Raw genomic sequence first — 25,779 nt, forward strand, 5'->3', positions numbered from 1 at the left:
GCCTTTTCATCTCGTGCCGGTCGTGCCGTCTGCCTTCCCGCCTGCCGGGGCGATGATCTCCTTCACCCGCTCGGCTGCGAGCCCCATCGCATGCGCGCCCTCCACGCCGCCGCCCCAGTCGAGCTTGTCGCGCAGGGTGACGACGGTGCCGACGATGATCATCGCGGGGCTTCCCAAGCCCTCGGCCTCGACCTTGCCGGCGATGTCGCCGAGCGTTCCGGTGACGATCCGCTGGCCCGGCCGCGTGCCCTTCTCGATGACCGCGACCGGCATGGAGCGATCGACTCCGCGGCGGGCAAATGCCTCCACCAGCGCCGGCAGGGACGAAAGCCCCATGTAGATGGCAAGCGTCTGGTCGGGGCGGATCAGGTGCTCCCAATCGAGGTCAAGAAGCCCGTCGCGGCCGTGCGCGGTCACGAAGCTCACCGAATGGGCGTGATCGCGATGGGTCAGCGGGATGCCGGCATAGGTCGCGCAACCCGAGGCGGCGGTGATGCCGGGAACCACCTGAAAGGGGATGCCCTCCTCGGCCAGCACCTCGATCTCCTCGCCGCCACGGCCGAAGATGAACGGGTCGCCCCCCTTCAGCCGCAGAACGCGCTTGCCCTCGCGGGCAAGCCGCACCATGAGCCGGGAGATCTCCTCCTGCGGCATGGTATGGCGCCTCGCCGCCTTGCCCACATGGATGCGCTCGGCATCGCGGCGCACGAGCCCGAGGATGCCCTCGCCGATCAGCCGGTCGTAAAGCACCACATCGGCGCGCTGCATGAGCCTCAGCGCGCGGAAGGTGAGAAGGTCGGGATCGCCGGGGCCTGCACCGACGAGATAGACTTCGCCCACGCCGCTGCCGCCGGCAGCCTCGGCCTCGAGATCGGCGAGCACGCGCGCGCGCGCCTCGTCGACCCGGCCGGCCAGGAACGCATCGCCCGCCGGCCCGTCGATGAGCCGTTCCCAGAAATGGCGCCGGGCGCGGCCGTCGCGGATCTTCGCGGCGATGAGCTCGCGGAAGCCACCGGCGAATTCGGCCAGCCGGCCGAAGGCGGCGGGCAGTGTGGCCTCGAGGCGGGCGCGCAGGATGCGGGCGATCACCGGCGCGGCCCCGCCGGTGGAGATCGCCACGGTCACAGGCGAGCGGTCGACGATGGAGGGGGTGATGAAGTCGCACATCTCGTTGACGTCGGCGATGTTGCACAGGATCCCGCGGGCCCGTGTCCACTCCCACAGCCGCGCATCCCGCGCTGGGTCTTCGGAGGCGCCATAGACCAGAACCGCGCCTTCGATGTCGGCCTCCTCGGGCAGGCGGCGGTGGAGGGTCAGCCGCGTGCGGCCCTCGAGGGCTTCGACCTCCTCTTCGGGCTCCGGATCGAACGCGTGCACCTCGGCGCCGGCGTCAAGGGCGCGCTCGATGCGGCGGGCCGCGGCGGTGCCGGGGCCGTCCACGACCACCCGCCGGCCGCGGATGTCGAGAAAGACGGGAAGGAAATCCATGGGCTGTGCGTCTCCGGTTCGGTGGCTCGTCAGCGGCGGTCATTCGTCGCGCCCCGTTGGCGTTGGCGCCAAGGCGCACGCGTTACCGGTCGCAAGGTAATGAAAGCAGCGCCACCCTCAACCCCGCTCCGCGCTTTCTGGTTGCACCTGCACGGCGGCCACGCGCCGCGTCGAACCGCCGCCCGGCTTCCAGCCGGAGCGGGCGGGGGCTTTTGCCAATTCCCTCTGACGATGCGATGATTGCGCAAGCGACTGAAGCGCAAGGAGAGTCGGCCCATGCCCGATGCGATACCGCACCCGTTTTCCCGTTTCGTTGCCATCCTCGGCCGGGGCAGGACCAAACAGCGCCATCTCACCCGTGAAGAGGCGCGCGAGGCGATGGAAATGATTCTCGAGGGCCGCGCTCTTCCCGAGCAGATCGGCGCCTTCCTGATGCTCCTGCGCCTTAAGGAGGAGGCGCCCGAGGAGATGGCCGGTTTTGTCGACGCCACCCGCGCCACCTTTCGCCTGCCGCCCGCGATCCCGCCGGTTGATGTCGACTGGTCGTCATATGCCGGCAAGCGCCGGCAGCTGCCGTGGTTCCTGCTCAGCGTGCTGACGCTGGTGGGCGAGGGGGTGCGGGTGTTCATGCACGGCACCGAAGGCCATACGCCCGGGCGGCTTTACACCCGCGAGGTGCTGGCCGCGCTGGGCATCCCCGCGGCGGCGAGCCTCGAGGAAGCCGCACGCCACATCGAGGCGCGGGGCTTTGCCTATGTGCCTCTCGAAGTGCTGAGCCCGGTGCTGCGCCAGCTGATCGAACTGAGGCCGATTCTCGGGCTGCGCTCACCGGTTCATTCCTTCACGCGCATGCTGAACCCCTTCGGCGCGCCGGTGATGATGCAGGGGATCTTCCATCGCGGCTTCATGGATATCCATGCCGGCGCGGCCAGGCTTCTCGGCCAGCCCGTGGCCGCCGTCTTCCGGGGCGAAGGGGGCGAGATCGAGCGCCGCCCCAACAAGCCGCTTCAGGTCTGGACGACCCGCGGCGCGGAGGGGCCTTTCGTCGAGGAATGGCCGGCGCTTCTCGACGAGGGCCACATTCCCGCCGACGAGCAGATGGACATGGGCCGTCTTGCGGCGCTGTGGCGCGGCGAGGAGGACGACGAGCACGCCGCCGCCTCCGTCATCGGCACGCTGGCGGTGACGCTCAAGGCCATGGGACGCGCGCGGGCGATCGGCGAGGCCGAGGCGTTGGCCCGCGCCATGTGGGCGCGGCGGGACCGAAGCCGCATCCCGGCGGCATGCGCAACCGGTGCCAATGGCGTTTCGCCCGTCGGCGCGATGCTCTAGAAGGCGCCCATGGCCATCGAACTGACGACGCTGGAAGCGTTTCGCGACACCGGCTTTGACACGGTGATCGACGTGCGCTCACCCTCCGAATACGCCGAGGATCATCTTCCCGGCGCGATAAGCCTGCCCGTGCTCGATGACGAGGAACGGGCGCGGGTGGGCACGATCTATGTCCAGCAGTCGCCGTTTCTGGCCCGGCGCATCGGCGCGGCGCTGGTGGCGCGCAATGCCGCGGCGCATCTCGAAGGACCGCTTGCCGACAAGCCGGGTGGCTGGCGGCCGCTCGTCTATTGCTGGCGCGGGGGGCAGCGCTCGGGCGCGTTTGCGACCATTCTGGCCAATGTCGGCTGGCGCGTGGAGACACTGGCAGGCGGCTACCGAAGCTACCGGCGTGTGGTGGCCCATGCCATGCACGAGGCGCCGCTTGCGCACCGGCTGGTGCTTCTCGATGGCAACACCGGCACAGCGAAGACCGAGATCCTTGCCCGCCTTGCCGCGCGCGGGGTGCAGGTGGTCGATCTCGAGGGGCTCGCGCGCCACCGCGGCTCGGTGCTGGGCGCGCGGGAAGGCGGGCAACCCTCGCAGAAGGCTTTCGAAGGGGCGCTGGCGCATGCCTTCGATGCGCTCGATGCGGGCCGGCCAGTGGTGGTCGAGGCCGAATCGAGCAAGGTGGGCAATCTTCAGATCCCGCCCTCGGTGTGGAAGGCGATGAAGGTGGCGCCCCGGCTGACCGTTTCTGCCCCGGTCGAGGCGCGCGCGGCGTATCTCGTGCGCGCCTACGCCGATCTTCTGGCCGACCGCGAGGCGTTGTGCGAGACGCTGGCGCTGCTCATTCCGCTGCAGGGGCGCGAGCAGGTGGCCGCCTGGCAGGCGATGGCGCGCGAGGGGCGCTTCGAGGCGCTGGCTGCCGAGCTGATGGCGCGTCACTACGACCCGCGCTATGCCAAGTCGCGCGAGGGGCGCGGCGCTGCTCTGGCCGAGATCACCGTGGGCAGGCTCGACGAGACAAGGCTCGAGGCCGCGGCGGGCGCGATCGCGGCCGAGATCGAGCGGCTGGCGGTGCCCGCCTGAGAGCTTCAGCTGCGCCGGGCCGCGGCGATCCAGAGCGCGGCCAGCGAAAAGGAAATAACCGCGTTCCAGCTTGCCATCGACAGGCCGAGGAAGTCCCAGGCGACTTCGTCGCAGCGCACCAGCGGCGCGGCGGCGATCCGGCTCAAGAGCTCCTCGGGCGAGAGCCCGCCGACCGGGCCCGATGTGCAGGTGTCAGGCCCCTGCCACCAGCCGCGCTCGACCCCGGTGTGATAGATGCCGATCGCGCCGGTGGTGGCCGCGGCGAGCGCGCCGAGGGCAGGCCAGAGGCGCCCCGGCAGCTTGAGCGCCACGGCGCCCAGCACCACCGCCGCCAGATGCGGCCAGCGCTGCCAGATGCACAGTTTGCAGGGCGCAAGCCCGCCCAGATGCTGCGAGCCGAGCGCGGCGAGAAGCAGCGCCGCGGAGCCGCCGGCCGCCAGAAGGATGAGCAGTTGGCGCGTCTTCACAGATACCTCGCCACGACGAATCCGCCCACAAGGAGCACCATGAAGACAGTGAAGACAAGCCCCAGCCGACGCTCGATGAAGTCGCGGATGGGCGGGCCGAACTTCCACAAGAGCGCTGCGAGGACGAAGAAGCGCAGGCCCCGCGCGATGACCGAGGCGACCATGAAGATGCCGAGGTTGAGCCCCGTGGTGCCGGAGAGAATGGTGATGACCTTGTAGGGAAAGGGCGTGACACCGGCGATCAGCACCGCCCAGGCGCCCCATGCGTTGTAGGTTGCGGCAAAGCTCTGGAACTGCGCCTCGCGACCATAGAATTCGAGCACCGGCCGGCCGACGCTCTCATAAAGCCCCCAGCCGATGACATAGCCGAGCAGACCGCCCGCGACCGAGGCCAGCGTCGCCACGCCCGCGATCAGGAAGGCGCGGTGCGGCGTCGCGATGATCATCGGGATCATCAGCACATCGGGCGGGATCGGAAACACCGAGGATTCGATGAAGGACACCAGCGCCAATGCCGCCAGCGCATGGCGGTGGCCGGCGAGCGAGATCGTCCAGTCGTAGAGTCGTCGAAGCATGCTGCCGGCCCGAAAATCCTGCGGCCTTAGGCCATGGCCTTGCCCATTCGTCAAGCGAGTGTGATGGGGCAGGGGTCGGTGCAGGTGCGGGCGCGCTTCGCACAATGCGCGATCAGCGCCCGTCTACAGCCGGGCCTCGCGATGCGCCCGAGCACCAGCTCAAGGCTGTCCCGGTGCCGATCGCCCAGCATGAGGCGCCGCGGGCCCGGATGGTTGACCACAACCACGCCAAGGCGATCAGGCTTGACGCTGAGCAGACGCAGCGCGTCGGCGAGCGCCTCATCGTCGACGAACGCAGCGGCATCGAGCACGAAGGAATGATAGTTTTCTGCCGGACTTTCGAGGATTTCCGAAAGCGCCTCGTGAACGGGCAGGGCAAGAGGTGCAAGCCCCGCAAGCGCCAGCTCGAGAAGAAGGTCAGCCGCTTCATCGGCGGAAAAGCCGGCGAGAAGCACCCCCGCAGCTGCCGGGGCGATGGCGTGCGGTCCGACCTTCTCCGCGACGGGCAAGGGCGCGGGAAACTGCATGGTCATGGGCTCGTCCTCCACCGTGTGCCGGAAATCTCCTCGACACTGACGCATCATGGGCAACGATCTGGGCAGGAACGGTCAGGATTGGTGCCGAAATCGGGACAATTGCGACACTCTCCGGCCCAGACCGCCTTTGCGGGATGCAGCGGCCGCTTGCGGGGCGTCTTCGCAGGGGCTAGACAGCCTACGGTGGCCCGAGTGGCGGAATGGTAGACGCAGGGGATTCAAAATCCCCCGCCGCAAGGCGTGCGAGTTCGAGTCTCGCCTCGGGCACCAGGGCACCCGCGATGAGCCGTCGGCCTATTGCCCTGCTTCACTCTCCGGCAAGGGGTGGGGGCTTCCCTCGAACAGTTCGGTGATGCGCGCGCGCAGCCAGATGCAGGCGGGGTCGTGGTCGGTGCGGCGATGCCAGATCAGCCCGACACCGCTTTGCCTGAGCGGCAGTTCGACGGGCAGCATGCGCGCCTGGCCCGCGGCCTCGAGCCGGGCGGCGAACTGGCCCGGCACCACCGCGAAGGCATCGACGCTGGCCAGAAGCTCGGGCAGGGCGCCGAAATGGCGCAGCCTGATCGCCACATTGCCGGCAAGGCCGCGCCGGGCAAGGCTGCTCTCGACATCCTCGGCATAGGTGGCGGACGGGGCAACGAGAATGAGGCGGATTTCCTCGAGCCTCACGCGGGCCGCTTCCTCGGCGCTGAGCCGCGGGCAGCCGACCACGCGGAAGACCTCGTCGAAGAGGTGCAGCCGCCGCAGCCCCGGCTCGCGCGCCTCGAGGATGCCGATCGCCGCATCCGCCTCGCCACGCGCAAGCGCGCCCGCGAGCGCCTCCATCGGCAGGGCGACGTTCTCGATCCGCACATGCGGCGCCTCGGCGAAGATCCGGCGCGCCAGCGGCGGCAGGAAGGACTGCTCGCCCAGCCCCGAAAGCGACAGGCGGAAGTTGCGCCGCGCCGTCTCGGGGCGGAATTCCGAGCTTGTCGCCAGCGCCGCGGCAAGCCCCGCGAGATGCGCCCTGACCGCCGGCACCACGCGTTCGGTGTAGGCGGTGGCGACCATCCCCTCGCGGCCGCGGATGAAGAGCGGGTCGCCAAGCGCCTCGCGCAGGCGGCGAAGGGCATTCGAGGCCGCCGGCTGGCTCAGGCCGAGCTGCTCGCCGGCCAGCGACACTGAGCCGGTCTCGTGAATGCGCACCAGAAGCTCGAGGAGCTTGAGATCAAGCGACCATAGGGACATCACAAATATGAATGATCATCATTCATAACATCAGTTTGACTTTAAGTGCATCCGTCCTGCATCTGTCAATGCGGGAGTGACAGGGGGAGGCCGCGCATGGAGCGCTCATTCGCCAAGGAGATCGAGAGTCTCGAGCTTGGCGCGGGTGAGACCTTTCATGGCGAGGGCATCCTTGCCGTCACCAAGGCGCTGCTTGAGTCGGGCGTCTCCTATGTCGGCGGCTATCAGGGCGCGCCGGTGTCGCATCTGCTCGACGTGATGGTGCAGGCCCGCCCCCTGATGGAGCGGCTCGGCGTGCACGTCGAGCCCTGCACCAACGAGGCTTCGGCCGCGGCGCTCCTGGGCGCGTCGATCATGTATCCCGTGCGCGGTGCGGTCACCTGGAAGTCGATTGTCGGCACCAATGTCGCGGCCGATGCGCTCTCCAACCTTGCCTCGCCCGGCGTGACGGGGGGCGCGCTCATCGTTGTGGGCGAGGATTATGGCGAGGGAGCGAGCGTCATTCAGGAGCGCACCCATGGCTTTGCCATGAAATCGGCGCTCTGGCTGATGGATCCGCGCCCCGACCTTGCCTGCATCGCCCATTGCACGCGCAAGGCCTTCGAGCTTTCGGAAGCTTCCAACACCCCGGTGATGATGGAGCTGCGCATCCGCGCCTGCCATCTCGTCGGCAGCTTCACCGCCCAGGACAACCGCGCCCCGCGCGTGTCGATGCGCGAGATCCTCGAGAAGCCCGCGCCACATCTCTACGACCATCTCGCGCACCCGCCCGCCACCTTTGCCCAGGAAAAGCGCAAGTATTCCGAGCGCATGCCGGCCGCCCGCCGCTTCATCCGCGAGCAAGGGCTCAACGAGCTGCACGAGGGGCGGGAGAGCGACATCGGCATCATCGTGCAGGGGGGCGTGCACAATGCGCTCATCCGCGCGCTGATGGAACTCGGGCTTGCCGATGCGGCGGGGGTCTCGGAGATACCGATTCTCACCCTCAACGTCGTCTATCCTCTGGTGCCCGAGGAGATCGCCGCCTTCGCCGAGGGCAAGCGCGCGCTTCTGGTGGTGGAGGAGGGCCAGCCCGAATACATCGAGCACGAGATCGGCTCGATCCTGCGGCGCGCAGGCATCGACGTGGCGCTTTCGGGCAAGGACGTGCTGCCCATGGCGGGCGAATACCGCGCCGAGGTGCTGGTGGAAGGGGTGGCCGGCTTTCTCGCCCGCCACAAGCCCGCGCTTGGCAACCGCGTGCCGGCCCGCGCCTATGCCGACGAGATCGCCATGCTGAAGGAAGAGGCGCGGCGGCACCTGCAGGCGCCCTTGCCGCCGCGCCCGCCCACCTTCTGCACCGGATGCCCCGAGCGGCCGGTGTTCGCGGCACTGAAGCTGGCCACGCGCGAAATCGGCGAGGTGCATTATTCCGCCGACATCGGCTGTCACGCCTTCGCCACCTTCGCTCCCTTCCATTTCGGCAACTCGATCCTCGGCTACGGGATGAGCCTTGCCTCCAACGCCGCGGTGGCGAGCTTTCAGGCCAAGCCGCCGCTGGCGGTGATGGGAGACGGCGGCTTCTGGCACAACGGGCTTCTCTCCGGCGTCACTTCGCGGCTCAAGAACGGCGGCGACGGCGTGCTTCTGATCATGAAGAACGGCTACACCTCGGCCACCGGCACGCAGGAACTGATCTCCTCCCCCGACCGGCGGGAGAAGGCGCGCGCGGGCGCGGCGAGCGCCACGGCCGAAGATCACACCATCGAGGACGCGCTGAAGGGGGTGGGTGTGCAATGGCTGCGCACAGTTCACACATACCGGGTGGACGAGATGCGCAAGACGCTGATCGAGGCGTTCCGCGCGCCGTTCAAGGGGCTCAAGGTGATCGTTGCCGAAGGCGAATGCCAGCTTGAGCGCCAGCGCCGCGTGCGCCCCTTGCGCGCCAGGGCGCTTGCCGCAGGTGAGCGGGTCGTGCGCACCCGCTACGGCGTTGACGAGGACACCTGCACCGGCGATCACTCCTGCATCCGCCTCTCGGGCTGCCCGACGCTGACGGTGAAGACCGCCAGCGACCCGCTCAAGACCGACCCGGTGGCCCATGTCACCAACGGCTGCCTCGGCTGCGGGCTGTGCGGCGAGAACGCCCATGCCGCCACGCTCTGCCCCTCCTTCTGGCAGGCGGACATCGTGACGAACCCAAGCCCCTTCGAGCGGCTGCGTGCAGCCATGAGGCGCTTCTTCACGCTCGGAGCGGTGGCATGAGCGCGGCCGAGGACACGCCCTTGCGCCTGCTCATTTGCGCCATGGGCGGCGAGGGGGGCGGCGTGCTGATGAACTGGATCGTCGCCGCCGCCCGTGCGCAAGGCTTCACCGTGCAGGCCACCTCGGTGCCGGGCGTGGCCCAGCGCACGGGCTCGACGAGCTACTACATCGAGATCGCCCCGCCCGAGAGCCGCGCGGTGATGAGCCTGGTGCCCATGGCGGGCCGGGTCGATGTTGTTGTGGCATCCGAGCTTTCCGAGGCGGGGCGGGCGATGGAAGCGGGTTTCGTCTCGCCCCGGCTGACCACGCTCATCGCCTCCACCAACCGGGTGCTGACCACGGCCGAGAAGGCCGCGCTGGGCGAGGGGCGGTTCGACAGCGCCCGGCTCACCGAGGCGGCGCAAGCGATGGCGCGCACCGCACATCTGCACGATCTGGCCGCAATCGCCGAGCGCGAGGGCACCTTCATCAGCGCCACGCTGTTCGGGGCGCTGGCGGCAAGCGGGGCTCTTCCCTTGTCGCGCGAGGCCTGCGAGGCGGTGCTTGGCGACGGCCGGGCGGCGGAGGCGAACCGGCGCGGCTTTGCCGCGGGCTGGTCGGCCGTCGCCGGCGAGGACAAGGCGGGCGAGACCGCGCGGGCCTCCGAGCCCTCCGCGCCCGTTGTGGCAGAGCCTCCCGCCGGCACGGCGGACTGGCCCGAGCCCTTGCGCGAGGTCGCCGCGCTCGGCCATGCCCGGCTCGTCGAGTATCAGGACGCCGCCTATGCCGCGCTCTATCTCGAGCGGGTGGGGCGGCTCGCGGCGGCGGCCGCGGGGGGAGATCATCGCCACCTCAACGCCGTCACCGAGGCGGCGCGGCGGCTGGCGCTGTGGATGGCCTACGAGGACATCCCCCGCGTCGCCCAGCTCAAGACGCGGCCCGAGCGCTTCGCCCGCATCCGCGAGGAGGCCCGCATGGGGCGGGGCGACATCCTGCATGTCACCGAATATCTCCGCCCCCGCGCCGAGGAGCTTGCGGACATGCTGCCCGCCGCGCTTGGCCGGCGGATCATGGCGCGGGTGGAGCGGGGGCGTGGCCTGCCTTTCCTGGGCCGCGGGGTAAGGCTGCGCTCCTCCGGCGTACTCGGCTTCTGGCTGCTGCGCAGCCTTGCCGCCATGCGCCGTCTGCGGCGGCGCTCGCTGCGGTTCGCGCGCGAGACATCGGCCATCGAGGAATGGCTCGATGCGATGCACGCGACGCTGCCGGCCGCACCGGGCCTCGCCGAGGCGCTGGCGGCTCTGCCGCGGCTGAGAAAGGGCTACTCCGACACGCTTGAGCGCGGGTGCCGCGCCTATGAGCGCATCTTCACCGAGGTGGTGCGCCCCGCGCTTGCCTATGCCGATCCCGAGGCGCATGCCGCGCGGCTGCGCGGGGCGATTGCCGCGGCCCTTGCCGATGAGGAACATCGCGCGCTGGACGCCTTTCTTGCCGGTGAGTGTGAGGCCCGCGCCGCTCCCCCGAAGCTCAGAGCGGAGACCGTTCATGTTCAGTAACACGCGCCGCGTCGAAATCGAGTGGGGGCACTGCGACCCGGCGGGAATCGTCTTCTATCCCCGCTATTTCGAGTGGTTCGACGCCTCCACGGCGCATCTCTTCGCCGCCGCCGGCCTGCCCAAGCCCGAGCTCATCGCGCGCTTCGGGGTCGTCGGCTTTCCGATGGTGGACACGCGCGCCGTCTTCCACATCCCCTCGCGCTTCGGCGAGACGGTGGAGATCGAGACGCGGATCGCGCGGCTTGGCCGCTCGAGCTTCGAGGTGGAGCATCGGCTGATGCGGGGCGAGAAGCTGGCGGTGGAGGGATTCGAGAAGCGCGTTCTGGTGCGGCGCGCGGCGGACGGATCGGGCATCGAGGCCTGCCCGATACCGCGAGAGATCAAAGAGATGCTTGCAGGGTGAGGCAAGATGGGTAAATGACCGGTTGCGCGCGCTGCCCGACCATCGCGCGCTCTCAGGGCCGGAAAGAGGATTTGGCCCGCCGGTCTGGACGAGGTCGGAAGCCAAAGGGGAGGATACCCATGAAACGCAGAAGCTTCATCGCCGGGGCGGTGGCCATGCCCGCAGTCATCTCGGGGGCGACGCGCGCCTTCGGACAGGCCGAGCATGTGTTCCGGCTGCACCATCTTCTCGGCGCCAAGGCGCCGGCCCAGACCAAGATGCTCGAACCCTGGGCGCGGCAGGTCGAGGAGAATTCCGGCGGCCGCGTGAAGATCGACATCTACCCGGCAATGACCCTCGGCGGCCGGCCGCCGGAGCTCGTCCAGCAGGCCCGCGACGGGGTGGTCGACATCATCTGGACGGTCAACGGCTACACCCCCGGTCAGTTCCCGCGCACCGAGGTGATGGAGCTGCCCACCGTCTATGTCAACGACCCGGTGGCGGCGAACCTCGCCCTTCACGACATGTTCGAGGAGGAGCTGCGGGACGAATACAAGGGCCTTGAGGTGATGTTCCTGCATGTGCATGCGGGGCAGGGCATTCACATGCGCGACAAGCTCGTGCGGCGCCCCGAGGACCTGCAGGGCATGAAGATGCGCATTCCGACCCGCACCGGCGCCTGGATCATCGAGTCGCTCGGCGCGGTTCCGGTGGCCATGCCCGTGCCCGAGCTGCCCTCGGCGCTGCAGAAGGGCGTGGTGGACGGCGCCTTCATCCCCTGGGAGATCATCCCGCCGCTCAAGATTCACGAGCAGACCAAGTATCAGATCGAGGGCTACAAGCAGGAGCGCTTCGGCACCACCACCTTCCAGGTGTCGATGAACAAGGGTCGCTGGAACAGCCTGCCCGACGACATCAAGCAGGCCTTCCGCGACGCCTCGAACCGCGACTGGTGGGCCGAGGTGGGCCGCATCTGGCGCGCCTCCGACGACTTCGGCATCAAGGTCGCCGTCGATGCCGGCAACGAGCACATCGTGCTGACCGAGGAAGAGACGCAGGCCTTCCGCGACGCGATGCAGCCGGTGGTGGCGCGCTGGGTCGATGAGGTCACGGGCAAGGGCATCGACGGTGCCGGCCTCGTGGCCAAGGCGCGCGAACTCGTCTCGGCCAACACCGCCGCCTGATGAGCGCTGCAAGCACGGAAAAGGGCCGCCCCGGCATCGTCGGGGCGGCTGCCCGTCTGATCGACCTCTGGGCGATCGGCGGGGGGATGCTGCTCATTGCCGTGGTGGTGATGAACGTGCTGTCGGTGATCGGCGGCGTCGTCTGGGTGCCGTTTCCAGGCGATTTCGAGCTGACCGAGGTCGGCGTGGCGGTGGCGGCCTTCGCCTTTCTGCCCTACTGCCAGCTGCACCGGGCCAATGTCACCGCCGACATCTTCACCGCCAATGCAAGCCCGCGGCTTGTCTCCTTCTTCAGCCTGCTGGGCTCGGTGGTGGCGCTGCTGTTCAGCCTTCTGCTGCTCTGGCGGATGTATGCCGGCATGCTCGACCAGAAGGAATATGACTACACCACGGCGATCGTTCAGCTGCCGATCTGGTGGGCCTTTGTGCCGATCCTGATCTCGCTGGCGCTGCTTGCCGTGGCATCGCTCATCACCCTGAGCGAGGACATCCGCGGCGCCTTTGGCCGTCGACTCTCGGGAGGCTCGGCATGATGGATTCGGTGACCTTGGGGCTCGTGTCACTGGCGGTGCTGGTGGGGCTGATCGCCATCCGCATGCCCATCGCCTATGCCATGATCCTCGTGGGCGGCATCGGCATCACGATCGTCAATGGCGTGGCGCCGGTGTTCAACCAGCTCAAGACGCTCGCCTGGGGGCAGTTCTCCATCTTCGATCTGTCGGTGGTGCCGATGTTCGTGCTGATGGGGGCGCTCGCCTCCAAGGCCGGGCTGAGCCGTTCGCTGTTCCGGGGCGCGAACGCCTGGCTTGGCTGGATGCGCGGCGGCACCGCCATGGCCGCCATCGCCGGCTGCGCAGGCTTCGGCGCGGTCTGCGGCTCGTCTCTGGCCACCGCCTCGACCATGGGGCGCGTGGCGCTGCCCGAGCTCAAGCGCTACAATTATTCCGGCGCGCTCGCCACGGGCTCGCTTGCCGCGGGCGGCGTTCTGGGCATTCTCATCCCGCCCTCGGTGGTGCTGATCATCTACGCCATCATCGTCGAGGCCAACATCGTCACCATGTTCGCGGCGGCACTGCTGCCGGGCATCCTCGCGGTGATCCTCTTCATTCTCACCATCGCGATCTATGTCTGGGTGCGCCCCGAGGCGGGCCCCTCCCACGGCGGCGTGGGGCGGGAGGAGTTCATCTCCGCCACGCTGGGGCTTTTGCCGGTGCTGACCATCTTCGGCATCGTGCTGGGCGGCATCTACGGCGGCTTCTACAACCCCACGCCGGCGGCTGCGGTGGGTGTGGCGCTGGTGGCGATCTACGGGGTGGCCACGGGCAACATCGGCTGGAAGAGCTTCATCGGTGCGCTCAAGGAGACGGCGGCGACCACGGGCATGATCTATCTGATCCTGCTCGGAGCGGAGTTGATGAAGATCTACATGAGCCGCATCGGCCTGCCGCAGGCCACTGCCGCTTGGATCATCGAGTCGGGCGTCGCACCGATGACGGTGATGCTGCTCCTTCTCTTGGCGCTGATCTTTCTCGGCTGCTTCATGGACAGCCTGTCGATGATCCTTCTGGTCATCCCGTTCTTCTGGCCGGTGCTCGTCGATCTCAACGGCGGGCTCTACATGCCGGCCGAGGGCGCGGGCTTCGGCATGAGCACCGAGGATCTGAAGATATGGTTCGGCATCCTCGCGCTCATCGTGGTGGAGCTCGGGCTGATCACGCCGCCGGTGGGGATGAACGTCTTCGTCATCTCGGCGCTGGCGACCGACACGCCCATGAGCGAGACGTTCAAGGGGGTGATGCCCTTCTTCCTTGCTGAACTCGTGCGCGTCGCGCTGCTCGTCGCCTTCCCGGTGGTCGTGCTCTGGCTACCGAGGGTACTCGGCGGCTGAGCGGGCGGCGCCATTGGCCAAGGGTGCGCGGCGCACTCTGCGCCCGCGCCCTTGCCTTCGGCCCGCAGGCCGGGCTATGGCAGCGGCGGCATGGGCGGTTAGCTCAGTTGGTAGAGCGCCTCGTTTACACCGAGGATGTCGGCGGTTCGAGTCCGTCACCGCCCACCATGCCCCCGGCCGCTGTCCCTCGCGGCGCTCCTCCGGAGCGGGGTTGTCATCTCTTCGCCGGCCCGGCACAACTCCGGTGCGGGAGGCAAGAGGGAGCGCGCGATGGAGACGGCGCGGCACAGCGAGGCGCTTGAGGCCCGGCTCATGGCCGAGGTTGCGGCGCGGCGCGAGGCGCTTGTCGAACTTGCGCGCGCGCTCATCGCCATCCCCACGCTGAACCCGCCGGGTCGGCACTACCGCGACATCTGCGAATTCATCGCCGCCCGCCTCGAGCCTTCGGGTTTTGTCTGCGAATTCATCCGCGCGGAGGGCGCGCCGGGCGATTCCGACCGCTGGCCGCGCTGGAACATCGTCGCGCGCCGCGAAGGTGCGGGGCCGGGCGACTGCGTGCATTTCAACAGCCACACCGATGTCGTCGAGGTCGGCCACGGCTGGAGCGTGGATCCCTTCGGCGGCGAGGTGATCGACGGGCGCCTCTACGGGCGCGGCGCGGCCGACATGAAGGGCGGGCTCGCCGCTTCCATCGTCGCAGCGGAGGCGTTTCTGGCCGTCTGCCCCGATTTCGCCGGCGCCATCGAGATCTCCGGCACGGCCGATGAGGAATCGGGCGGCTATGGCGGCGTCGCCCATCTCGCCGAGCGCGGCTATTTCAGCCCCGAACGCGTGCAACACGTCATCATCCCCGAGCCGCTCAACAAGGATCGCATCTGCCTTGGCCATCGCGGCGTGTGGTGGGCCGAGATCGAGACGAAGGGGCGCATCGCCCACGGCTCAATGCCCTTTCTCGGCGACAGCGCGATCAGGCACATGGGCGCGGTGCTGCACGAGATCGAGACATGGCTCTACCCGCTTCTCGAGACGCGCCACACCGCGATGCCGGTGGTGCCCGAGGGCGCGCGCCGCTCAACCCTCAACATCAACTCCATCCACGGCGGCGAGCCCGAGCCCGAGGAAGGGTTCACCGGCTTTCCCGCGCCCTGCGTGGCCGACCGCTGCCGGATCGTCATCGACCGGCGCTTCCTCATCGAGGAGAGCCTTTCGGAGGTGAAGCACGAGGTGCTGTCGATGCTGGAGCGGCTGGCGCGCGAGCGGCCGGGCTTTTCCTTCGAGCTGCGCGACCTGCACGAGGTGATCCCGACGATGACCGACCGGGACGCGCCGGTCGTGCAGGGGGTGGCGCGGGCGGTGCAGACGGTGCTGGGCCGGGCGCCCGAATATGTCGTCTCGCCCGGCACCTATGACCAGAAGCACATCGACCGCATCGGCCGGCTGAAGAACTGCATCGCCTATGGCCCCGGCATTCTCGACCTCGCGCACCAGCCTGACGAGTGGGTGGGCGTCGAGGACATGGTGGAAGCCGCGCAGGTGATGGCGCTGGCGCTTGCCGATCTTCTGCGGGCGGAGCGGACGCCCCGCTGAGCCCGCGGCGCCGGAAGTGCGACGCCGATGCGATGCGGGGCGTTGACCTTGCCGCCGGCGCTCTTCAGTCTCGCGCCATGACGACGGTGACGCACGCTCCCCTTGCCGCCCGCCTCACCCGCGCGCCCCGCCCCTTCGAGCCCGAGCGCGGGCGCGAGGCGGTGGCGCTGTTTCCTGGACTTGTACCGGAGCTTGCCGAACTCGTCGCCGGCACCGCGGGGTGCAGCCCCTATCTCGCCGCGCTTCTGCATCGGGAGCGCGACTGGGCCGCGGCGGCGCTCGAGCAGAGTCCCGAGGATGCCTTCGAGACGGTGATGGCCGAGGCGGCGGGGCTCGGTGACGGCGAGCTGCCCTCGGGACTCAGGCAGGCCAAGCGGCGCGTGGCGCTTCTGGTGGCGCTCGCCGATCTCGGCGGGGCATGGCGGCTGGAGGAGGTGACGCACGCACTCACCCGCTTTGCCGACCTGTCGGTGGACATGAGCCTGAAGGCCGCGATCGCCCCCGATCTCGCCCGCGGCCGGCTGCCCGGCATGGGGCCGGAGGATCGCGCCACCGCCGCCGGCATGGTGGCGCTGGCGATGGGCAAGATGGGGGCCTTCGAGCTCAACTATTCCTCCGACATCGACCTCATCTGCCTTTTTGACAACGACCGCTTCGCGCCGGAGGACGTGGCCGAGGCGCGCGCGGTCTTCGTGCGTGCCACACGGCGGATGACCGCGACGCTCTCGGAGCAGACGGCCGAGGGCTATGTCTGGCGCACCGATCTGCGCCTGCGCCCCGATGCGGCGGTCACGCCCGTGTGCCTGTCGATGGACGCGGCCGAGGCCTATTACGAATCGGAGGGCCGCACATGGGAGCGCGCCGCCTACATCAAGGCCCGCGCCGCCGCCGGCGACATTGCCGCGGGCGAGCGCTTTCTGGAGCGCCTGCGCCCGTTCGTGTGGCGCCGCCATCTCGACTTCGCCGCGATCCGCGATGCCCATGACATCCGGCTGCGCATCCGCGAGCACAAGGGGCTCGGCGGCCTGCCCGGGCCGGAGGCGCTCGAGGGCACCGACATCAAGCTCGGGCGCGGCGGCATCCGCGAGATCGAGTTCTTCACCCAGACACGGCAGCTCATCGCCGGCGGGCGCGACCCCGATCTGCGCGTGCGCGGCACGGTGGAGGGGCTGGAGCGACTGGCGCAGAAGGGCTGGATCCCGGCCGATGTGGCCGAGACGCTCACGGCCGATTACCGCGCGCACCGCGAGCTCGAGCACCGGTTGCAGATGATCGCCGATGCCCAGACCCAGAAGCTGCCCGGCACTGCCGAGGGCTTCGCCCGCCTCGCGGCTTTCATGGACCGCGACGAGGGGCAGTTGCGGCAGGAGATCGCCGAGCGCCTCGCGCGCGTGCATGAGCTGACCGAGGGTTTCTTCGCCCCCGGCGCCGGCGGCCGTGAGGCGGAGGCGCCGGAACTGGTGCTCGAGGAGCACGAGCAGGAAATCGTCGACGGCTGGCGGCGCTACCCGGCGCTGCGCTCGGCGCGGGCGCGGGAGATCTTCGACCGGCTCTTGCCCGAGATCCTGCGCCGTCTCGACCGTGCAGCGAACCGGCACGAGGCGCTGATGGCGCTTGACGGTTTTCTCGCCGGCCTGCCCGCGGGCGTGCAGCTCTTCTCGCTCTTCGAGGCCAACCCGCATCTGATCGATCTTGTGGTCGACATCGCCGGCATCTCGCCCGAGCTTGCGCGCTATCTCTCACGCAACGCCGGCGTGTTCGACGCGGTGCTCGGCGGCGACTTCTTCGCCGACTGGCCGGGGCGCGAGGCGCTCGCCGCCGCGCTCGCGGCGCGGCTCGCGGAGGCGGGCGACTACGAGGCGCGTCTCGATGCCGCGCGCGCCTGGGCCAAGGAGTGGCACTTCCGCATCGGCGTGCATCTTCTGCGCGGGCTCATCGATGCCGAAACCTCGGGGCGGCAATATGCCGATCTGGCCGATGCGGTTCTCGCGGCCCTCTGGCCGGTGGTGGTGGAGGAATTCTCCACCCGCCACGGGCCGCCGCCGGGGCAGGGGGCGGCGGTGATCGGCATGGGCTCGCTCGGCGCGCGCAGGCTCAATGCCGCTTCCGACCTCGACCTGATCGTCATCTACGAGCCCGGCGGCCAGGAGGCCTCGACGGGGCGCCGCCCGCTGGCCACCCGCAGCTATTACGCACGGCTCACTCAAGCCTTCGTTACCGCTCTTTCGGCACCCACGGCCGAGGGGCGGCTCTACGAGGTGGACATGCGCCTGCGCCCATCGGGGCGGCAGGGGCCGGTGGCCGTCTCCTTCGCGGGGTTTTGCGACTACCAGCGCACCGAGGCCTGGACCTGGGAGCATCTGGCGCTCACCCGCGCCCGGCCCGTCGCGGGCGAGGCGGCGCTCGGGCAGGCGGTGGAGGCGTTCCGGCGTCAGCTTCTCGCCGCGCCGCGCGATGCGGTGGCGACCTTGCGCGATGTGCGCGAGATGCGCGCGCGCCTTGCCGCCGAGCGGCCGGGCGAGGGGGTGTGGGATCCGAAGCTCGGGCCGGGGCGGCTTCTCGACATCGGGCTTTGTGCGCAGACCGGGGCGCTTCTGACTGGCGACCCCGCGCGCGACGCGCCCGAGCAGATCGCCGCGGCGCGCCGTTTCGGATGGCTGGGGGAGGAGGAGGCGCAGACGCTTCTCGAGGCGCATGCGCTGTTCTGGTCGCTGCAGGCGGGGGTGCGGCTGATGGGGGCCAGCCGCCTCGACTGGGAGCGGCTCGGCGCCGGTGGGCAGGCGTTTCTGTTGCGGCTTGCGGGGGCGGCGGATGCGGCCGAGCTCGCGCCGCGCGTCGCGCGCAGCGGCGAGGCCGCGGCCGAGGTGATCGGTGCTGCCCTCGAGCGGGTGCCGGGGGCTTGAACCCGCGTGCCGACGGTGGCGGTTTGGGCGCAGGCGCGGCATGATCGGGGCGACTCGACTCGCTTATCGGGAGACACCCATGACGCCCGAATTCACCCGCCACCTCGAGGAGATGCTTGCCGAAATCGCGGCGCAGGGGCTGATGAAGCGCGAGCGCCCCATCGCCTCGCCGCAGGGCGTGCATGTGACGGTGGAGGGGCGGGAGCTTCTCAACCTCTGTGCCAACAACTACCTCGGCCTTGCCGACGACCCCCGCCTCATCCGCGCCGCGGCCGAGGCGATGGAGCGTTTCGGCTATGGAATGGCCTCGGTGCGGTTCATCTGCGGCACGCACGAGCTGCACCTCGCGCTCGAGCGGCGCATTGCCGAGTATCTGGGCAAGGATGATGCCATCCTCTTCGCCGCCTGTTTCGACGCCAACGGCGGGCTCTTCGAGCCGCTTCTGGGCGCGCAGGACGCCATTGTCTCCGACAGCCTCAACCACGCCTCGATCATCGACGGCATCCGGCTTTGCAAGGCGCAGCGGCATCGCTACCCGAACGGTGACATGGACGGGCTCGAGGCGGCGCTCAGGGCCGCGCGCGAGAGCGGGGCGCGGCATGTGATGATCGCCACCGACGGGGTATTCTCGATGGACGGCTTCTTCGCCCCGCTGCCGGAGATCTGCGAACTCGCCGAGAAATACGGCGCCCAGGTGATGGTGGACGACTGCCACGCCACCGGCTTCATCGGCCCGCAGGGGCGCGGCAGCCCGCACCGCGCCGCCGTTGACGGCAAGGTGGACATCCTCACCGGCACGCTCGGCAAGGCGCTGGGCGGCGCGATCGGCGGCTATGTCGCGGGGCCGCAGGCGGTGATCGAGGTGCTGCGCCAGCGTGCCCGGCCCTATCTCTTCTCCAACGCGCTGCCGCCGGCGGTGTGCGCCGCCTCGATCGTGGCGATAGACATCGCCGAGGCCGGCGACGATCTGCGCGAGCGACTTGCCGACAACGCCCGCTACTGGCGCGACGGGCTTGCCGCGCTCGGCTTCGAGCTTCTGCCCGGCGAGCACCCGATCGTGCCGGTGATGCTGGGCGAGGCGAAGGCGGCGCAGGAGATGGCCGCGCGGCTCTATGATCTCGGCGTCTATGTCTCTGGCTTCTTCTACCCCGTGGTCCCGAAGGGGCTGGCGCGCATCCGCACGCAGATGAACGCGCGGCTGACGCGCGACGACCTTGACCGCGGGCTCGAGGCCTTCGCCGCGGCGGGGCGGGCGATGGGGATCGTGTCATGAGCCGCATGATGCGCGCGCTCGTCAAGGAGGCCCCGGGCGAGGGGCTCACGATGCGCGAGGTGCCGGTGCCCGAGATCGGCCCCGACGATGTGCTGATCCGGGTGCGCAAGACCGGCATCTGCGGCACCGACGTGCATATCTGGAAATGGGACGAATGGGCCGCCCGCACCGTGCCCGTGCCCTTGGTGGTGGGGCACGAGTTCGCCGGCGAGATCGTGGAGGTGGGCCGCGACGTGGAGGATCTGCGACCCGGTCAGCGCTGTTCGGGCGAGGGGCACATCATCGGCCATCACTCGCGGCAGGTGCGGGCGGGCAAGTTCCACCTCGACCCCGAGACGCGCGGCATCGGCGTCAACGTCCCCGGCGCCTTCGCCGAGTATCTCCGCCTTCCGGCCTTCAACGTGGTGCCGCTGCCCGAGGCGATCGACGACGAGCTCGGCGCAATTCTCGACCCGCTCGGCAACGCGGTGCACACGGCGCTGAGCTTCGATCTCGTCGGCGAGGATGTGCTGATCACCGGCGCCGGGCCGATCGGGATCATGGCCGCGGCCGTGGCCCGGCATGTGGGCGCGCGGCACGTGGTGATCACCGACATCAACCCCTACCGTCTCGATCTTGCGCGCAAGGTGGTGCGCGGCGTGCGGGCGGTCAATGTCGCCGAGGAAAGCCTCGACGAGGTGATCGCCGAGCTTGGCATGACCCAGGGTTTCGATGTGGGGCTGGAGATGTCAGGCAGCCCCGCGGCCTTCGAGCAGATGGTGGAGCACATGGTGATGGGCGGGCGCATCGCCATGCTCGGCATCCCGCCGAGGCCCGTGCCGGTGGACTGGGCGCGCATCGTCTTCAAGGCGCTGACGATCAAGGGCGTGTATGGCCGCGAGATCTTCGAGACCTGGTACAAGATGATCGCCATGATCGAGAACGGGCTCGACCTGCGCGGTGTCATCACGCACCGCTTTGCCGCCGAGGACTACGCGCGCGGGTTCGAGGTGATGATCTCGGGCAACTCCGGCAAGGTCGTGCTCGACTGGAGCTGAGCGGGCGGGGCGCTCAGCGCGCCCCCCGGCTCAGCGCGGCAACGCCCGTGCGCGCCATCTCCACCAGACCCAGGGGCCGCATCAGCTCGGCGAAGGCGTCGATCTTCTGCGGGGTGCCGGTGATCTCGAAGATGAAGCTCTTGAGTGTCGAGTCCACCACATTGGCGCGGAAGATCTCGGCCAGGCGCAGCGCCTCGATGCGCTTCTCTCCCTCGCCCGTCACCTTGAACAGCGCCAGCTCCCGCTCGACCGCCGGGCCTTCTACGGTGAGGTCGTGCACGTCGTGGACCGGCACCAGCCGGCCGAGCTGGGCCTTGATCTGTTCGATCACCGCCGGCGTGCCCTTGGTGACGATGGTGATGCGGCTCAGATGCCCCTCGTGGTCGGTCTCGGCCACGGTGAGGCTCTCGATGTTGTAGCCGCGCCCCGAGAACAGGCCGATGACACGGGCGAGCACCCCGGCCTCGTTGTCGACCACCACGGCGAGCGTGTGGGTCTCCTCCGGCGCGGCGTGCGGGTCGCGCAGGTCATAGGCCGAATGGCGCGAGGTGCCCTTTTCGATCTTCAGTGGAGACATCCCTTCCTTCTCCTTCTGGCCTTGCGCCGCAGAGGGCACATGCCCTGCCTTCGAGGTGGATGGCAAGGCCGCCGTCTCACACGAGCACCGCCCCCGAGGAGCCGATGGCATCCTTCGTCGAGGCGTTCTCGCCGAGGATCATCTTGTTGTGCGGCTCGCCCGAGGGGATCATCGGGAAGCAGTTCTCGTGCTTTTCCACCACGCAGTCGAAGATCACCGGCCCGTCATATTCGAGCATCTCGCGGATCGCGTCGTCGAGATCGGCCGGATCGGTGCAGATGATGCCCTTGGCGCCGAAGGCCTCGGCGAGCTTGACGAAATCGGGCAGCGCCTCGGACCAGCTCTGCGAGTAGCGCTCGCCGTGCAGGAGTTCCTGCCACTGGCGCACCATGCCCAGCCGCTCGTTGTTGAGGATGAACTGCTTCACGGGCAGGCGATACTGCACCGCCGTGCCCATCTCTTGCATGTTCATCAGCCACGAGGCCTCGCCCGCGACGTTGATCACCAGTGCATCAGGGTGGGCGATCTGCACGCCGATCGACGCGGGCAGGCCGTAGCCCATGGTGCCGAGGCCGCCGCTCGTCATCCAGCGGTTGGGCTCCTCGAAGCGCAGGAACTGGGCGGCCCACATCTGGTGCTGGCCGACCTCGGTGGTGATGTAGCGCCTGGGATGGTCCTTGGTCAGCTCCTGCAGCCTCTGCAGGGCGTATTGCGGCTTGATCGTCTTCTCGGAGGGCGTGTAGGCGAGGCAGTCCACCTTGCGCCACTCCTCGATCTGCGCCCACCAGCGCTGCACCGCCTCGCGGTTGGTCTTGCGCCCGCCTGCCTTCCAGAGCTTCAGCACATCCTCGAGCACATGCGCCACGTCGCCGACGATCGGCACATCGGTGCGCACCACCTTGTTGATGGAGGAGGGGTCGATGTCGATGTGAACGCGCGTCGAGCCCGGCGAGAAATCCTGCACCCGCCCCGTGATCCGGTCATCGAAGCGCGCGCCGATGGCGATCAACAGATCGCAGTCGTGCATCGCCAGATTGGCTTCGTAGAGCCCGTGCATCCCCAGCATCCCGAGCCAGTTCTTGCCCGAGGCCGGGTAGGCGCCGAGCCCCATCAGCGTGGAGGTGATCGGAAAGCCCGTGGCGTCCACCAGCTCGCGCAGAAGCTGACTGGCGGCGGGGCCGGAGTTGATCACGCCGCCGCCGGTGTAGAAGACCGGCCGCTCTGCCGTCTCCATCAGCGCAACGAGCTTGCGGATCTGCTCGATGTCGCCCTTCACCCGCGGCTGGTAATGCGAGGTGCGGGCGCGCTCGGGCGGGGTGTATTCGGCCGAGGCGAACTGCACGTCCTTCGGAATGTCGACGAGCACCGGCCCGGGCCGGCCATGGGTGGCGACATGGAAGGCCTGATGAATGATGTTCGACAGATCGGCTGTGTCCTTCACCAGCCAGTTGTGCTTGGTGCAGGGTCGGGTGATGCCCACCGTGTCGGCCTCCTGGAAGGCGTCGTTGCCGATCATGAAGGTGGGCACCTGGCCCGAGAGCACGACGATGGGAATCGAATCCATCAGCGCGTCGGTGAGCCCCGTCACGGCGTTGGTGGCGCCGGGGCCGGAGGTGACGAGCACCACGCCGGGCTTGCCGGTGGAGCGGGCGTAGCCCTCGGCGGCATGCACCGCGCCCTGTTCGTGGCGCACGAGGATGTGGCGGATGTCGTTCTGAAGGAACAGCTCGTCATAGATGGGCAGTACCGCGCCGCCGGGATAGCCGAAAATCGTGTCGACCCCCTGATCCTTCAGGGCTTCGACCACCATCCTTGCGCCGCTCATCTGACCTTTCATCGCTCGCTCCAGTCGCTTTGGGATCCGCCGATCCGCCATGCCCTGCCGAAGGGGTCCGTCCTCGTGCCGAAGATCTGCCAAAGAAAAGCCCCCGTGGAGGCGGGGGCGCATGGGGTGGTTCCCGGGAATCGTCACCTTCCCATGCGCCAAGCCCCCACGCCTACGAGAATCTCCGGCATCGCGTCCGTTTTCCTCCGATTGCGGCGGCGACATTAGGTTCGCCGCGCAGCGGCGTCAACAAGCTGCGCACGAAAAAATGTCTTCAGCCGCCCCTGTTTTGGAATTTTCTTTCGCGGCTCGCGCGGGCGTTGTGTTCGTCCGGTCGGTCGGTCCTGTCGGGCGGGGCGACGGTTGCGGCGTGCGTCATTTCGGTGCGTCAACGCCGCAGCTTTATTGTTTATTCCTGCGAATTCCGGCGCTAGGCTGCGCGCACCTGACCGGGCGAGCCCGCGCTGCTTGGGGCATGTGCGGGAACCCGGAAACTGATGCAACGGGAGGACAAGTATGGACCGTCGTTCGTTTCTGAGAACTTCTGCACTTGGTGGCACGGCCGCCGCGGCGTCGACGCTGGCCGCGCCGGCGATTGCCCAGGGAAGGCGCACCTTGACGATGGTGACAACCTGGGGGCGCGGGCTTGCCGGTGTGCATGACGCCGCACAGCGCGTCGCTGACGTGATCGGTGCCATGACCGACGGGCAACTGACCGTCGACCTCAAGGCGGCTGGCGAGCTCGTTGGCGCCTTCGAGGTATTCGATGCCGTTACCTCGGGTCAGGCCGACATGTATCACGGGGCCGACTACTATTTCGTCAACCAGCATCCCGGATATGCCTTCTTCACCTCCGTGCCCTTCGGCATGACGGCTCAGGAGCTGGTGAACTGGTACTATCACGGCAAGGGTCATCAGTTCCACGACGAGCTGGGTCAGATCTTCGGGCTGAAATCCTTCCTCGCGGGCAATACCGGTGCCCAGGCGGGCGGCTGGTTCCGCAAGGAGATCAAGGGGCCGGAAGACTTCAACGGCCTGAAGTTCCGCATGCCCGGCCTCGGCGGCCAGGCGCTTGGAAAGCTCGGCGCCAGTGTCCAGAACCTGCCGGGCTCGGAAGTGTATCAGGCGCTGGCTTCCGGTGCCATCGACGGCACCGAGTGGATCGGCCCCTGGGCCGACGAAAAAGCCGGCTTCCAGGAAATCACCAAGTTCTACTACACCGCCGGCTTCCATGAACCTGGTGCGGGTCTCTCTGTTGCCGTCAACCGCGAGGTGTTCGACAGCCTTACGCCTGCGCAGCAGAAGGTCATCGAGATCGCGGCGGCCGAGGCGCATCAGTGGAACCTTGCGCAGTTCCTCTCCAACAACGCGGCGGCCCTGCGTCGTCTGCAGTCGGCCGGGGTGAAGGTTCTCGAGTTTCCGCAGTCGGTCTGGGATGCCTTCGGCAAGGCGGCACAGGAGACGCTCGACGAGTACATGAGCGACGATCTGTTCCGTGCGATCCGCGAGGACTATCTCGCCTCGATGCGGGAGTCCTCGGGCTGGCTGCAGGCATCCGAAGGCGTGTACCGTCGCGAACGTGACCGCGTCCTCGGGTTCTGACCCTTTTTAGCTGTGAGCTTGCGCCCCGGCCATGTCCGGGGCGCATCAGCTTGATACGCCACATCGGCCACGACGCGCGCCGGCTTCGGCGCATGAGGGGGAGGGGGCATGCTCGACTGGCTGCTTTGGATCTTCCAGAATATTGCTCTGGCTTTCTACAACTTCGCCTACGCTGTGACCCACCCGCGGGAATGGCTGCTGTGGCTGGGCGGTCTTGACAGCGTCGAGGCCAAGGAATCGCTGATGCGGTTCATCTATTACGGCGGCTCGAAGGAATTCTTCTTCGTCGTCTTCACCGCCTTTCTGGTTCTCACGGCCATCGGTGCCTGGAAGCGGCAGGTGATGTGGGGCACGGTGCGCCTGCTCGAGGGCTTTGCAAACACCGTTGGCCGCTTCTTCGCCTGGGCGGGGCTTCTGATGGTGCTGCAGCAGATCGTCATCGTCTTCGTCCAGCGCATCTTCGCCAGCCCCGACATCACCGTCGGCCTCGGCACCGCCATTCGCCATGACATCAGCTGGTGGGCCGAAGAGCTGAAGCTCTACAACGCGCTGATCGTAGCGCTTTGCGCCACCTACACCTTCGTGCAAGGCGGCCATGTGCGGGTGGACCTGGTGTATGCCGCCGTCTCGCACCGCAAGAAGAAGCTGATCGACATGTTCGGTTCGCTCTTCTTCATGATGCCGATGGCGACGCTGATCTGGCTTTATGCCTGGTACTTCATGTGGCGGCATCTGATCACGCCCAAGGTCTCGGCCTCCGACAAGCTCGAGCTGATGCTGCGCAAGGCGCGCATCGTGAAGTGGAACGTCGAGACCATCGGATTCTCGCCCAACGGCTTCAACGCATACTTCCTCTTCAAGGTGCTGATTGTCGCCTTCACGGCCATGGTGTTCATCCACGCCATCGCCTTCTTCTACCGCTCCTACCTCGAATATGCCGAGGGCGAGGAGAGCGAAGGAAAGTACCTCGACCGCGACTGGCTTGAGCCCGGCGAGGTGGAAATGGCCGCACCAGAGCGGCTGGCCCACGAACATCCGCGCAACTGACG

At 68.5% G+C, this 25,779-nt stretch carries 21 protein-coding genes and 2 tRNA genes; 16 read left to right on the forward strand and 7 right to left on the reverse strand.

Annotated elements, in window-relative coordinates; all coding sequences use genetic code 11:
• Positions 1-6: 6 nt before the first annotated feature.
• Positions 7-1,488, reverse strand: a complete 1,482-nt coding sequence (cysG, locus tag BLQ14_RS13250; protein ID WP_092501053.1) for a siroheme synthase CysG — start codon at positions 1,486-1,488, stop codon at positions 7-9.
• A 276-nt stretch (positions 1,489-1,764) separates the two neighbouring features.
• Here cysG and BLQ14_RS13255 point away from each other — a divergent pair, with 276 nt between their 5' ends.
• Together BLQ14_RS13255 and mnmH are read left to right on the forward strand one after the other, a co-directional pair.
• Positions 1,765-2,820, forward strand: coding sequence for a glycosyl transferase family protein (locus BLQ14_RS13255; protein WP_092501054.1), 1,056 nt, complete (start codon positions 1,765-1,767; stop codon positions 2,818-2,820).
• 9 nt (positions 2,821-2,829) lie between these two features.
• A complete protein-coding gene (gene mnmH / locus BLQ14_RS13260; protein WP_092501055.1) occupies positions 2,830-3,891 on the forward strand; it encodes a tRNA 2-selenouridine(34) synthase MnmH in 1,062 nt (353 codons plus the stop codon).
• A gap of 5 nt (positions 3,892-3,896) precedes the next feature.
• On the opposite strand, the gene BLQ14_RS13265 is transcribed toward mnmH, so the two are convergent.
• From BLQ14_RS13265 to BLQ14_RS13275, 3 genes are read right to left on the reverse strand one after another with little or no spacing between them, the layout of a single operon-like run.
• Positions 3,897-4,358 carry a disulfide bond formation protein B gene (locus BLQ14_RS13265; protein ID WP_092501056.1) on the reverse strand — a complete coding sequence of 154 codons (462 nt, stop codon included), beginning with the start codon at positions 4,356-4,358 and terminating at the stop codon, positions 3,897-3,899.
• Entirely contained in the window at positions 4,355-4,933 is a 579-nt protein-coding gene (locus BLQ14_RS13270; RefSeq protein ID WP_092501057.1) for a YqaA family protein, read from the reverse strand. Before BLQ14_RS13270 ends, BLQ14_RS13265 begins: the two co-directional genes overlap by 4 nt.
• Before the next feature lie 50 nt (positions 4,934-4,983).
• On the reverse strand, positions 4,984-5,481 hold the full coding sequence (locus tag BLQ14_RS13275) for a hypothetical protein (RefSeq protein WP_092501058.1): 498 nt from the start codon (positions 5,479-5,481) through the stop codon (positions 4,984-4,986).
• Between the two features lie 174 nt (positions 5,482-5,655).
• Here BLQ14_RS13275 and BLQ14_RS13280 point away from each other — a divergent pair.
• Positions 5,656-5,739 (forward strand) — tRNA-Leu (locus tag BLQ14_RS13280).
• 24 nt (positions 5,740-5,763) lie between these two features.
• Here the strand turns inward: BLQ14_RS13280 and BLQ14_RS13285 are convergent.
• Positions 5,764-6,696 carry a LysR family transcriptional regulator gene (locus BLQ14_RS13285; protein WP_092501059.1) on the reverse strand — a complete coding sequence of 311 codons (933 nt, stop codon included), beginning with the start codon at positions 6,694-6,696 and terminating at the stop codon, positions 5,764-5,766.
• 96 nt (positions 6,697-6,792) lie between these two features.
• On the opposite strand from BLQ14_RS13285, the gene BLQ14_RS13290 reads away from it, so the two are divergent.
• The 11 genes from BLQ14_RS13290 to tdh all read left to right on the forward strand — a co-directional run bounded on the left by BLQ14_RS13290 (position 6,793) and on the right by tdh (position 20,726).
• Entirely contained in the window at positions 6,793-8,940 is a 2,148-nt protein-coding gene (locus BLQ14_RS13290) for a thiamine pyrophosphate-dependent enzyme (protein WP_092501060.1), read from the forward strand.
• Positions 8,937-10,472, forward strand: coding sequence for an indolepyruvate oxidoreductase subunit beta family protein (locus tag BLQ14_RS13295; RefSeq protein ID WP_092501061.1), 1,536 nt, complete (start codon positions 8,937-8,939; stop codon positions 10,470-10,472). The genes BLQ14_RS13290 and BLQ14_RS13295 overlap by 4 nt, the downstream gene beginning before the upstream one ends.
• A complete protein-coding gene (locus BLQ14_RS13300; RefSeq protein ID WP_092501062.1) occupies positions 10,462-10,875 on the forward strand; it encodes an acyl-CoA thioesterase in 414 nt (137 codons plus the stop codon). Before BLQ14_RS13295 ends, BLQ14_RS13300 begins: the two co-directional genes overlap by 11 nt.
• Before the next feature lie 119 nt (positions 10,876-10,994).
• Entirely contained in the window at positions 10,995-12,038 is a 1,044-nt protein-coding gene (locus BLQ14_RS13305) for a TRAP transporter substrate-binding protein (protein ID WP_092501063.1), read from the forward strand.
• Positions 12,038-12,571, forward strand: a complete 534-nt coding sequence (locus BLQ14_RS13310; RefSeq protein WP_092501064.1) for a TRAP transporter small permease — start codon at positions 12,038-12,040, stop codon at positions 12,569-12,571. The genes BLQ14_RS13305 and BLQ14_RS13310 overlap by 1 nt, the downstream gene beginning before the upstream one ends.
• On the forward strand, positions 12,568-13,926 hold the full coding sequence (locus BLQ14_RS13315) for a TRAP transporter large permease (protein WP_092501065.1): 1,359 nt from the start codon (positions 12,568-12,570) through the stop codon (positions 13,924-13,926). Before BLQ14_RS13310 ends, BLQ14_RS13315 begins: the two co-directional genes overlap by 4 nt.
• A 92-nt stretch (positions 13,927-14,018) precedes the next feature.
• A tRNA-Val gene (locus tag BLQ14_RS13320) sits at positions 14,019-14,094 on the forward strand.
• 102 nt (positions 14,095-14,196) lie between these two features.
• Complete coding sequence (locus BLQ14_RS13325; RefSeq protein ID WP_092501066.1) at positions 14,197-15,513, forward strand: acetylornithine deacetylase/succinyl-diaminopimelate desuccinylase family protein; 1,317 nt, start codon at positions 14,197-14,199, stop codon at positions 15,511-15,513.
• A gap of 77 nt (positions 15,514-15,590) precedes the next feature.
• Complete coding sequence (locus BLQ14_RS13330) at positions 15,591-18,416, forward strand: [protein-PII] uridylyltransferase family protein (RefSeq protein ID WP_092501123.1); 2,826 nt, start codon at positions 15,591-15,593, stop codon at positions 18,414-18,416.
• A gap of 79 nt (positions 18,417-18,495) precedes the next feature.
• Entirely contained in the window at positions 18,496-19,689 is a 1,194-nt protein-coding gene (locus tag BLQ14_RS13335) for a glycine C-acetyltransferase (RefSeq protein WP_092501067.1), read from the forward strand.
• 8 nt (positions 19,690-19,697) lie between these two features.
• Complete coding sequence (tdh, locus tag BLQ14_RS13340; protein ID WP_092501124.1) at positions 19,698-20,726, forward strand: L-threonine 3-dehydrogenase; 1,029 nt, start codon at positions 19,698-19,700, stop codon at positions 20,724-20,726.
• Between the two features lie 13 nt (positions 20,727-20,739).
• On the opposite strand, the gene ilvN is transcribed toward tdh, so the two are convergent.
• Both ilvN and BLQ14_RS13350 read right to left on the reverse strand, forming a co-directional pair.
• Positions 20,740-21,303: an acetolactate synthase small subunit gene (ilvN, locus tag BLQ14_RS13345; protein ID WP_092501068.1), complete on the reverse strand. Its 564-nt coding sequence runs from the start codon at positions 21,301-21,303 to the stop codon at positions 20,740-20,742.
• 76 nt (positions 21,304-21,379) lie between these two features.
• Positions 21,380-23,140 (reverse strand): acetolactate synthase 3 large subunit, encoded by a 1,761-nt coding sequence (locus BLQ14_RS13350; RefSeq protein WP_092501069.1) that lies wholly within the window; start codon positions 23,138-23,140, stop codon positions 21,380-21,382.
• A 504-nt stretch (positions 23,141-23,644) separates the two neighbouring features.
• On the opposite strand from BLQ14_RS13350, the gene BLQ14_RS13355 reads away from it, so the two are divergent.
• Together BLQ14_RS13355 and BLQ14_RS13360 are read left to right on the forward strand one after the other, a co-directional pair.
• Entirely contained in the window at positions 23,645-24,730 is a 1,086-nt protein-coding gene (locus BLQ14_RS13355) for a TRAP transporter substrate-binding protein (RefSeq protein ID WP_092501070.1), read from the forward strand.
• 108 nt (positions 24,731-24,838) lie between these two features.
• A complete protein-coding gene (locus tag BLQ14_RS13360; protein WP_092501071.1) occupies positions 24,839-25,777 on the forward strand; it encodes a TRAP transporter small permease subunit in 939 nt (312 codons plus the stop codon).
• Positions 25,778-25,779 lie beyond the last annotated feature (2 nt).

The organism is Meinhardsimonia xiamenensis, from assembly GCF_900102905.1.
Taxonomy (GTDB): Bacteria; Pseudomonadota; Alphaproteobacteria; order Rhodobacterales; family Rhodobacteraceae; genus Meinhardsimonia; species Meinhardsimonia xiamenensis.

What these genes read in the sequence shown, in the direction of transcription:
- cysG (WP_092501053.1), bottom strand. Translation starts at nt 1,488, where the DNA reads ATGGATTTCCTTCCCGTCTTTCTCGACATCCGCGGCCGGCGGGTGGTC.
- BLQ14_RS13255 (WP_092501054.1), top strand. Translation starts at nt 1,765, where the DNA reads ATGCCCGATGCGATACCGCACCCGTTTTCCCGTTTCGTTGCCATCCTC.
- mnmH (WP_092501055.1), top strand. Translation starts at nt 2,830, where the DNA reads ATGGCCATCGAACTGACGACGCTGGAAGCGTTTCGCGACACCGGCTTT.
- BLQ14_RS13270 (WP_092501057.1), bottom strand. Translation starts at nt 4,933, where the DNA reads ATGCTTCGACGACTCTACGACTGGACGATCTCGCTCGCCGGCCACCGC.
- BLQ14_RS13285 (WP_092501059.1), bottom strand. Translation starts at nt 6,696, where the DNA reads ATGTCCCTATGGTCGCTTGATCTCAAGCTCCTCGAGCTTCTGGTGCGC.
- BLQ14_RS13290 (WP_092501060.1), top strand. Translation starts at nt 6,793, where the DNA reads ATGGAGCGCTCATTCGCCAAGGAGATCGAGAGTCTCGAGCTTGGCGCG.
- BLQ14_RS13295 (WP_092501061.1), top strand. Translation starts at nt 8,937, where the DNA reads ATGAGCGCGGCCGAGGACACGCCCTTGCGCCTGCTCATTTGCGCCATG.
- BLQ14_RS13300 (WP_092501062.1), top strand. Translation starts at nt 10,462, where the DNA reads ATGTTCAGTAACACGCGCCGCGTCGAAATCGAGTGGGGGCACTGCGAC.
- BLQ14_RS13305 (WP_092501063.1), top strand. Translation starts at nt 10,995, where the DNA reads ATGAAACGCAGAAGCTTCATCGCCGGGGCGGTGGCCATGCCCGCAGTC.
- BLQ14_RS13310 (WP_092501064.1), top strand. Translation starts at nt 12,038, where the DNA reads ATGAGCGCTGCAAGCACGGAAAAGGGCCGCCCCGGCATCGTCGGGGCG.
- BLQ14_RS13315 (WP_092501065.1), top strand. Translation starts at nt 12,568, where the DNA reads ATGATGGATTCGGTGACCTTGGGGCTCGTGTCACTGGCGGTGCTGGTG.
- BLQ14_RS13325 (WP_092501066.1), top strand. Translation starts at nt 14,197, where the DNA reads ATGGAGACGGCGCGGCACAGCGAGGCGCTTGAGGCCCGGCTCATGGCC.
- BLQ14_RS13330 (WP_092501123.1), top strand. Translation starts at nt 15,591, where the DNA reads ATGACGACGGTGACGCACGCTCCCCTTGCCGCCCGCCTCACCCGCGCG.
- BLQ14_RS13335 (WP_092501067.1), top strand. Translation starts at nt 18,496, where the DNA reads ATGACGCCCGAATTCACCCGCCACCTCGAGGAGATGCTTGCCGAAATC.
- tdh (WP_092501124.1), top strand. Translation starts at nt 19,698, where the DNA reads ATGCGCGCGCTCGTCAAGGAGGCCCCGGGCGAGGGGCTCACGATGCGC.
- ilvN (WP_092501068.1), bottom strand. Translation starts at nt 21,303, where the DNA reads ATGTCTCCACTGAAGATCGAAAAGGGCACCTCGCGCCATTCGGCCTAT.
- BLQ14_RS13350 (WP_092501069.1), bottom strand. Translation starts at nt 23,140, where the DNA reads ATGAAAGGTCAGATGAGCGGCGCAAGGATGGTGGTCGAAGCCCTGAAG.
- BLQ14_RS13355 (WP_092501070.1), top strand. Translation starts at nt 23,645, where the DNA reads ATGGACCGTCGTTCGTTTCTGAGAACTTCTGCACTTGGTGGCACGGCC.
- BLQ14_RS13360 (WP_092501071.1), top strand. Translation starts at nt 24,839, where the DNA reads ATGCTCGACTGGCTGCTTTGGATCTTCCAGAATATTGCTCTGGCTTTC.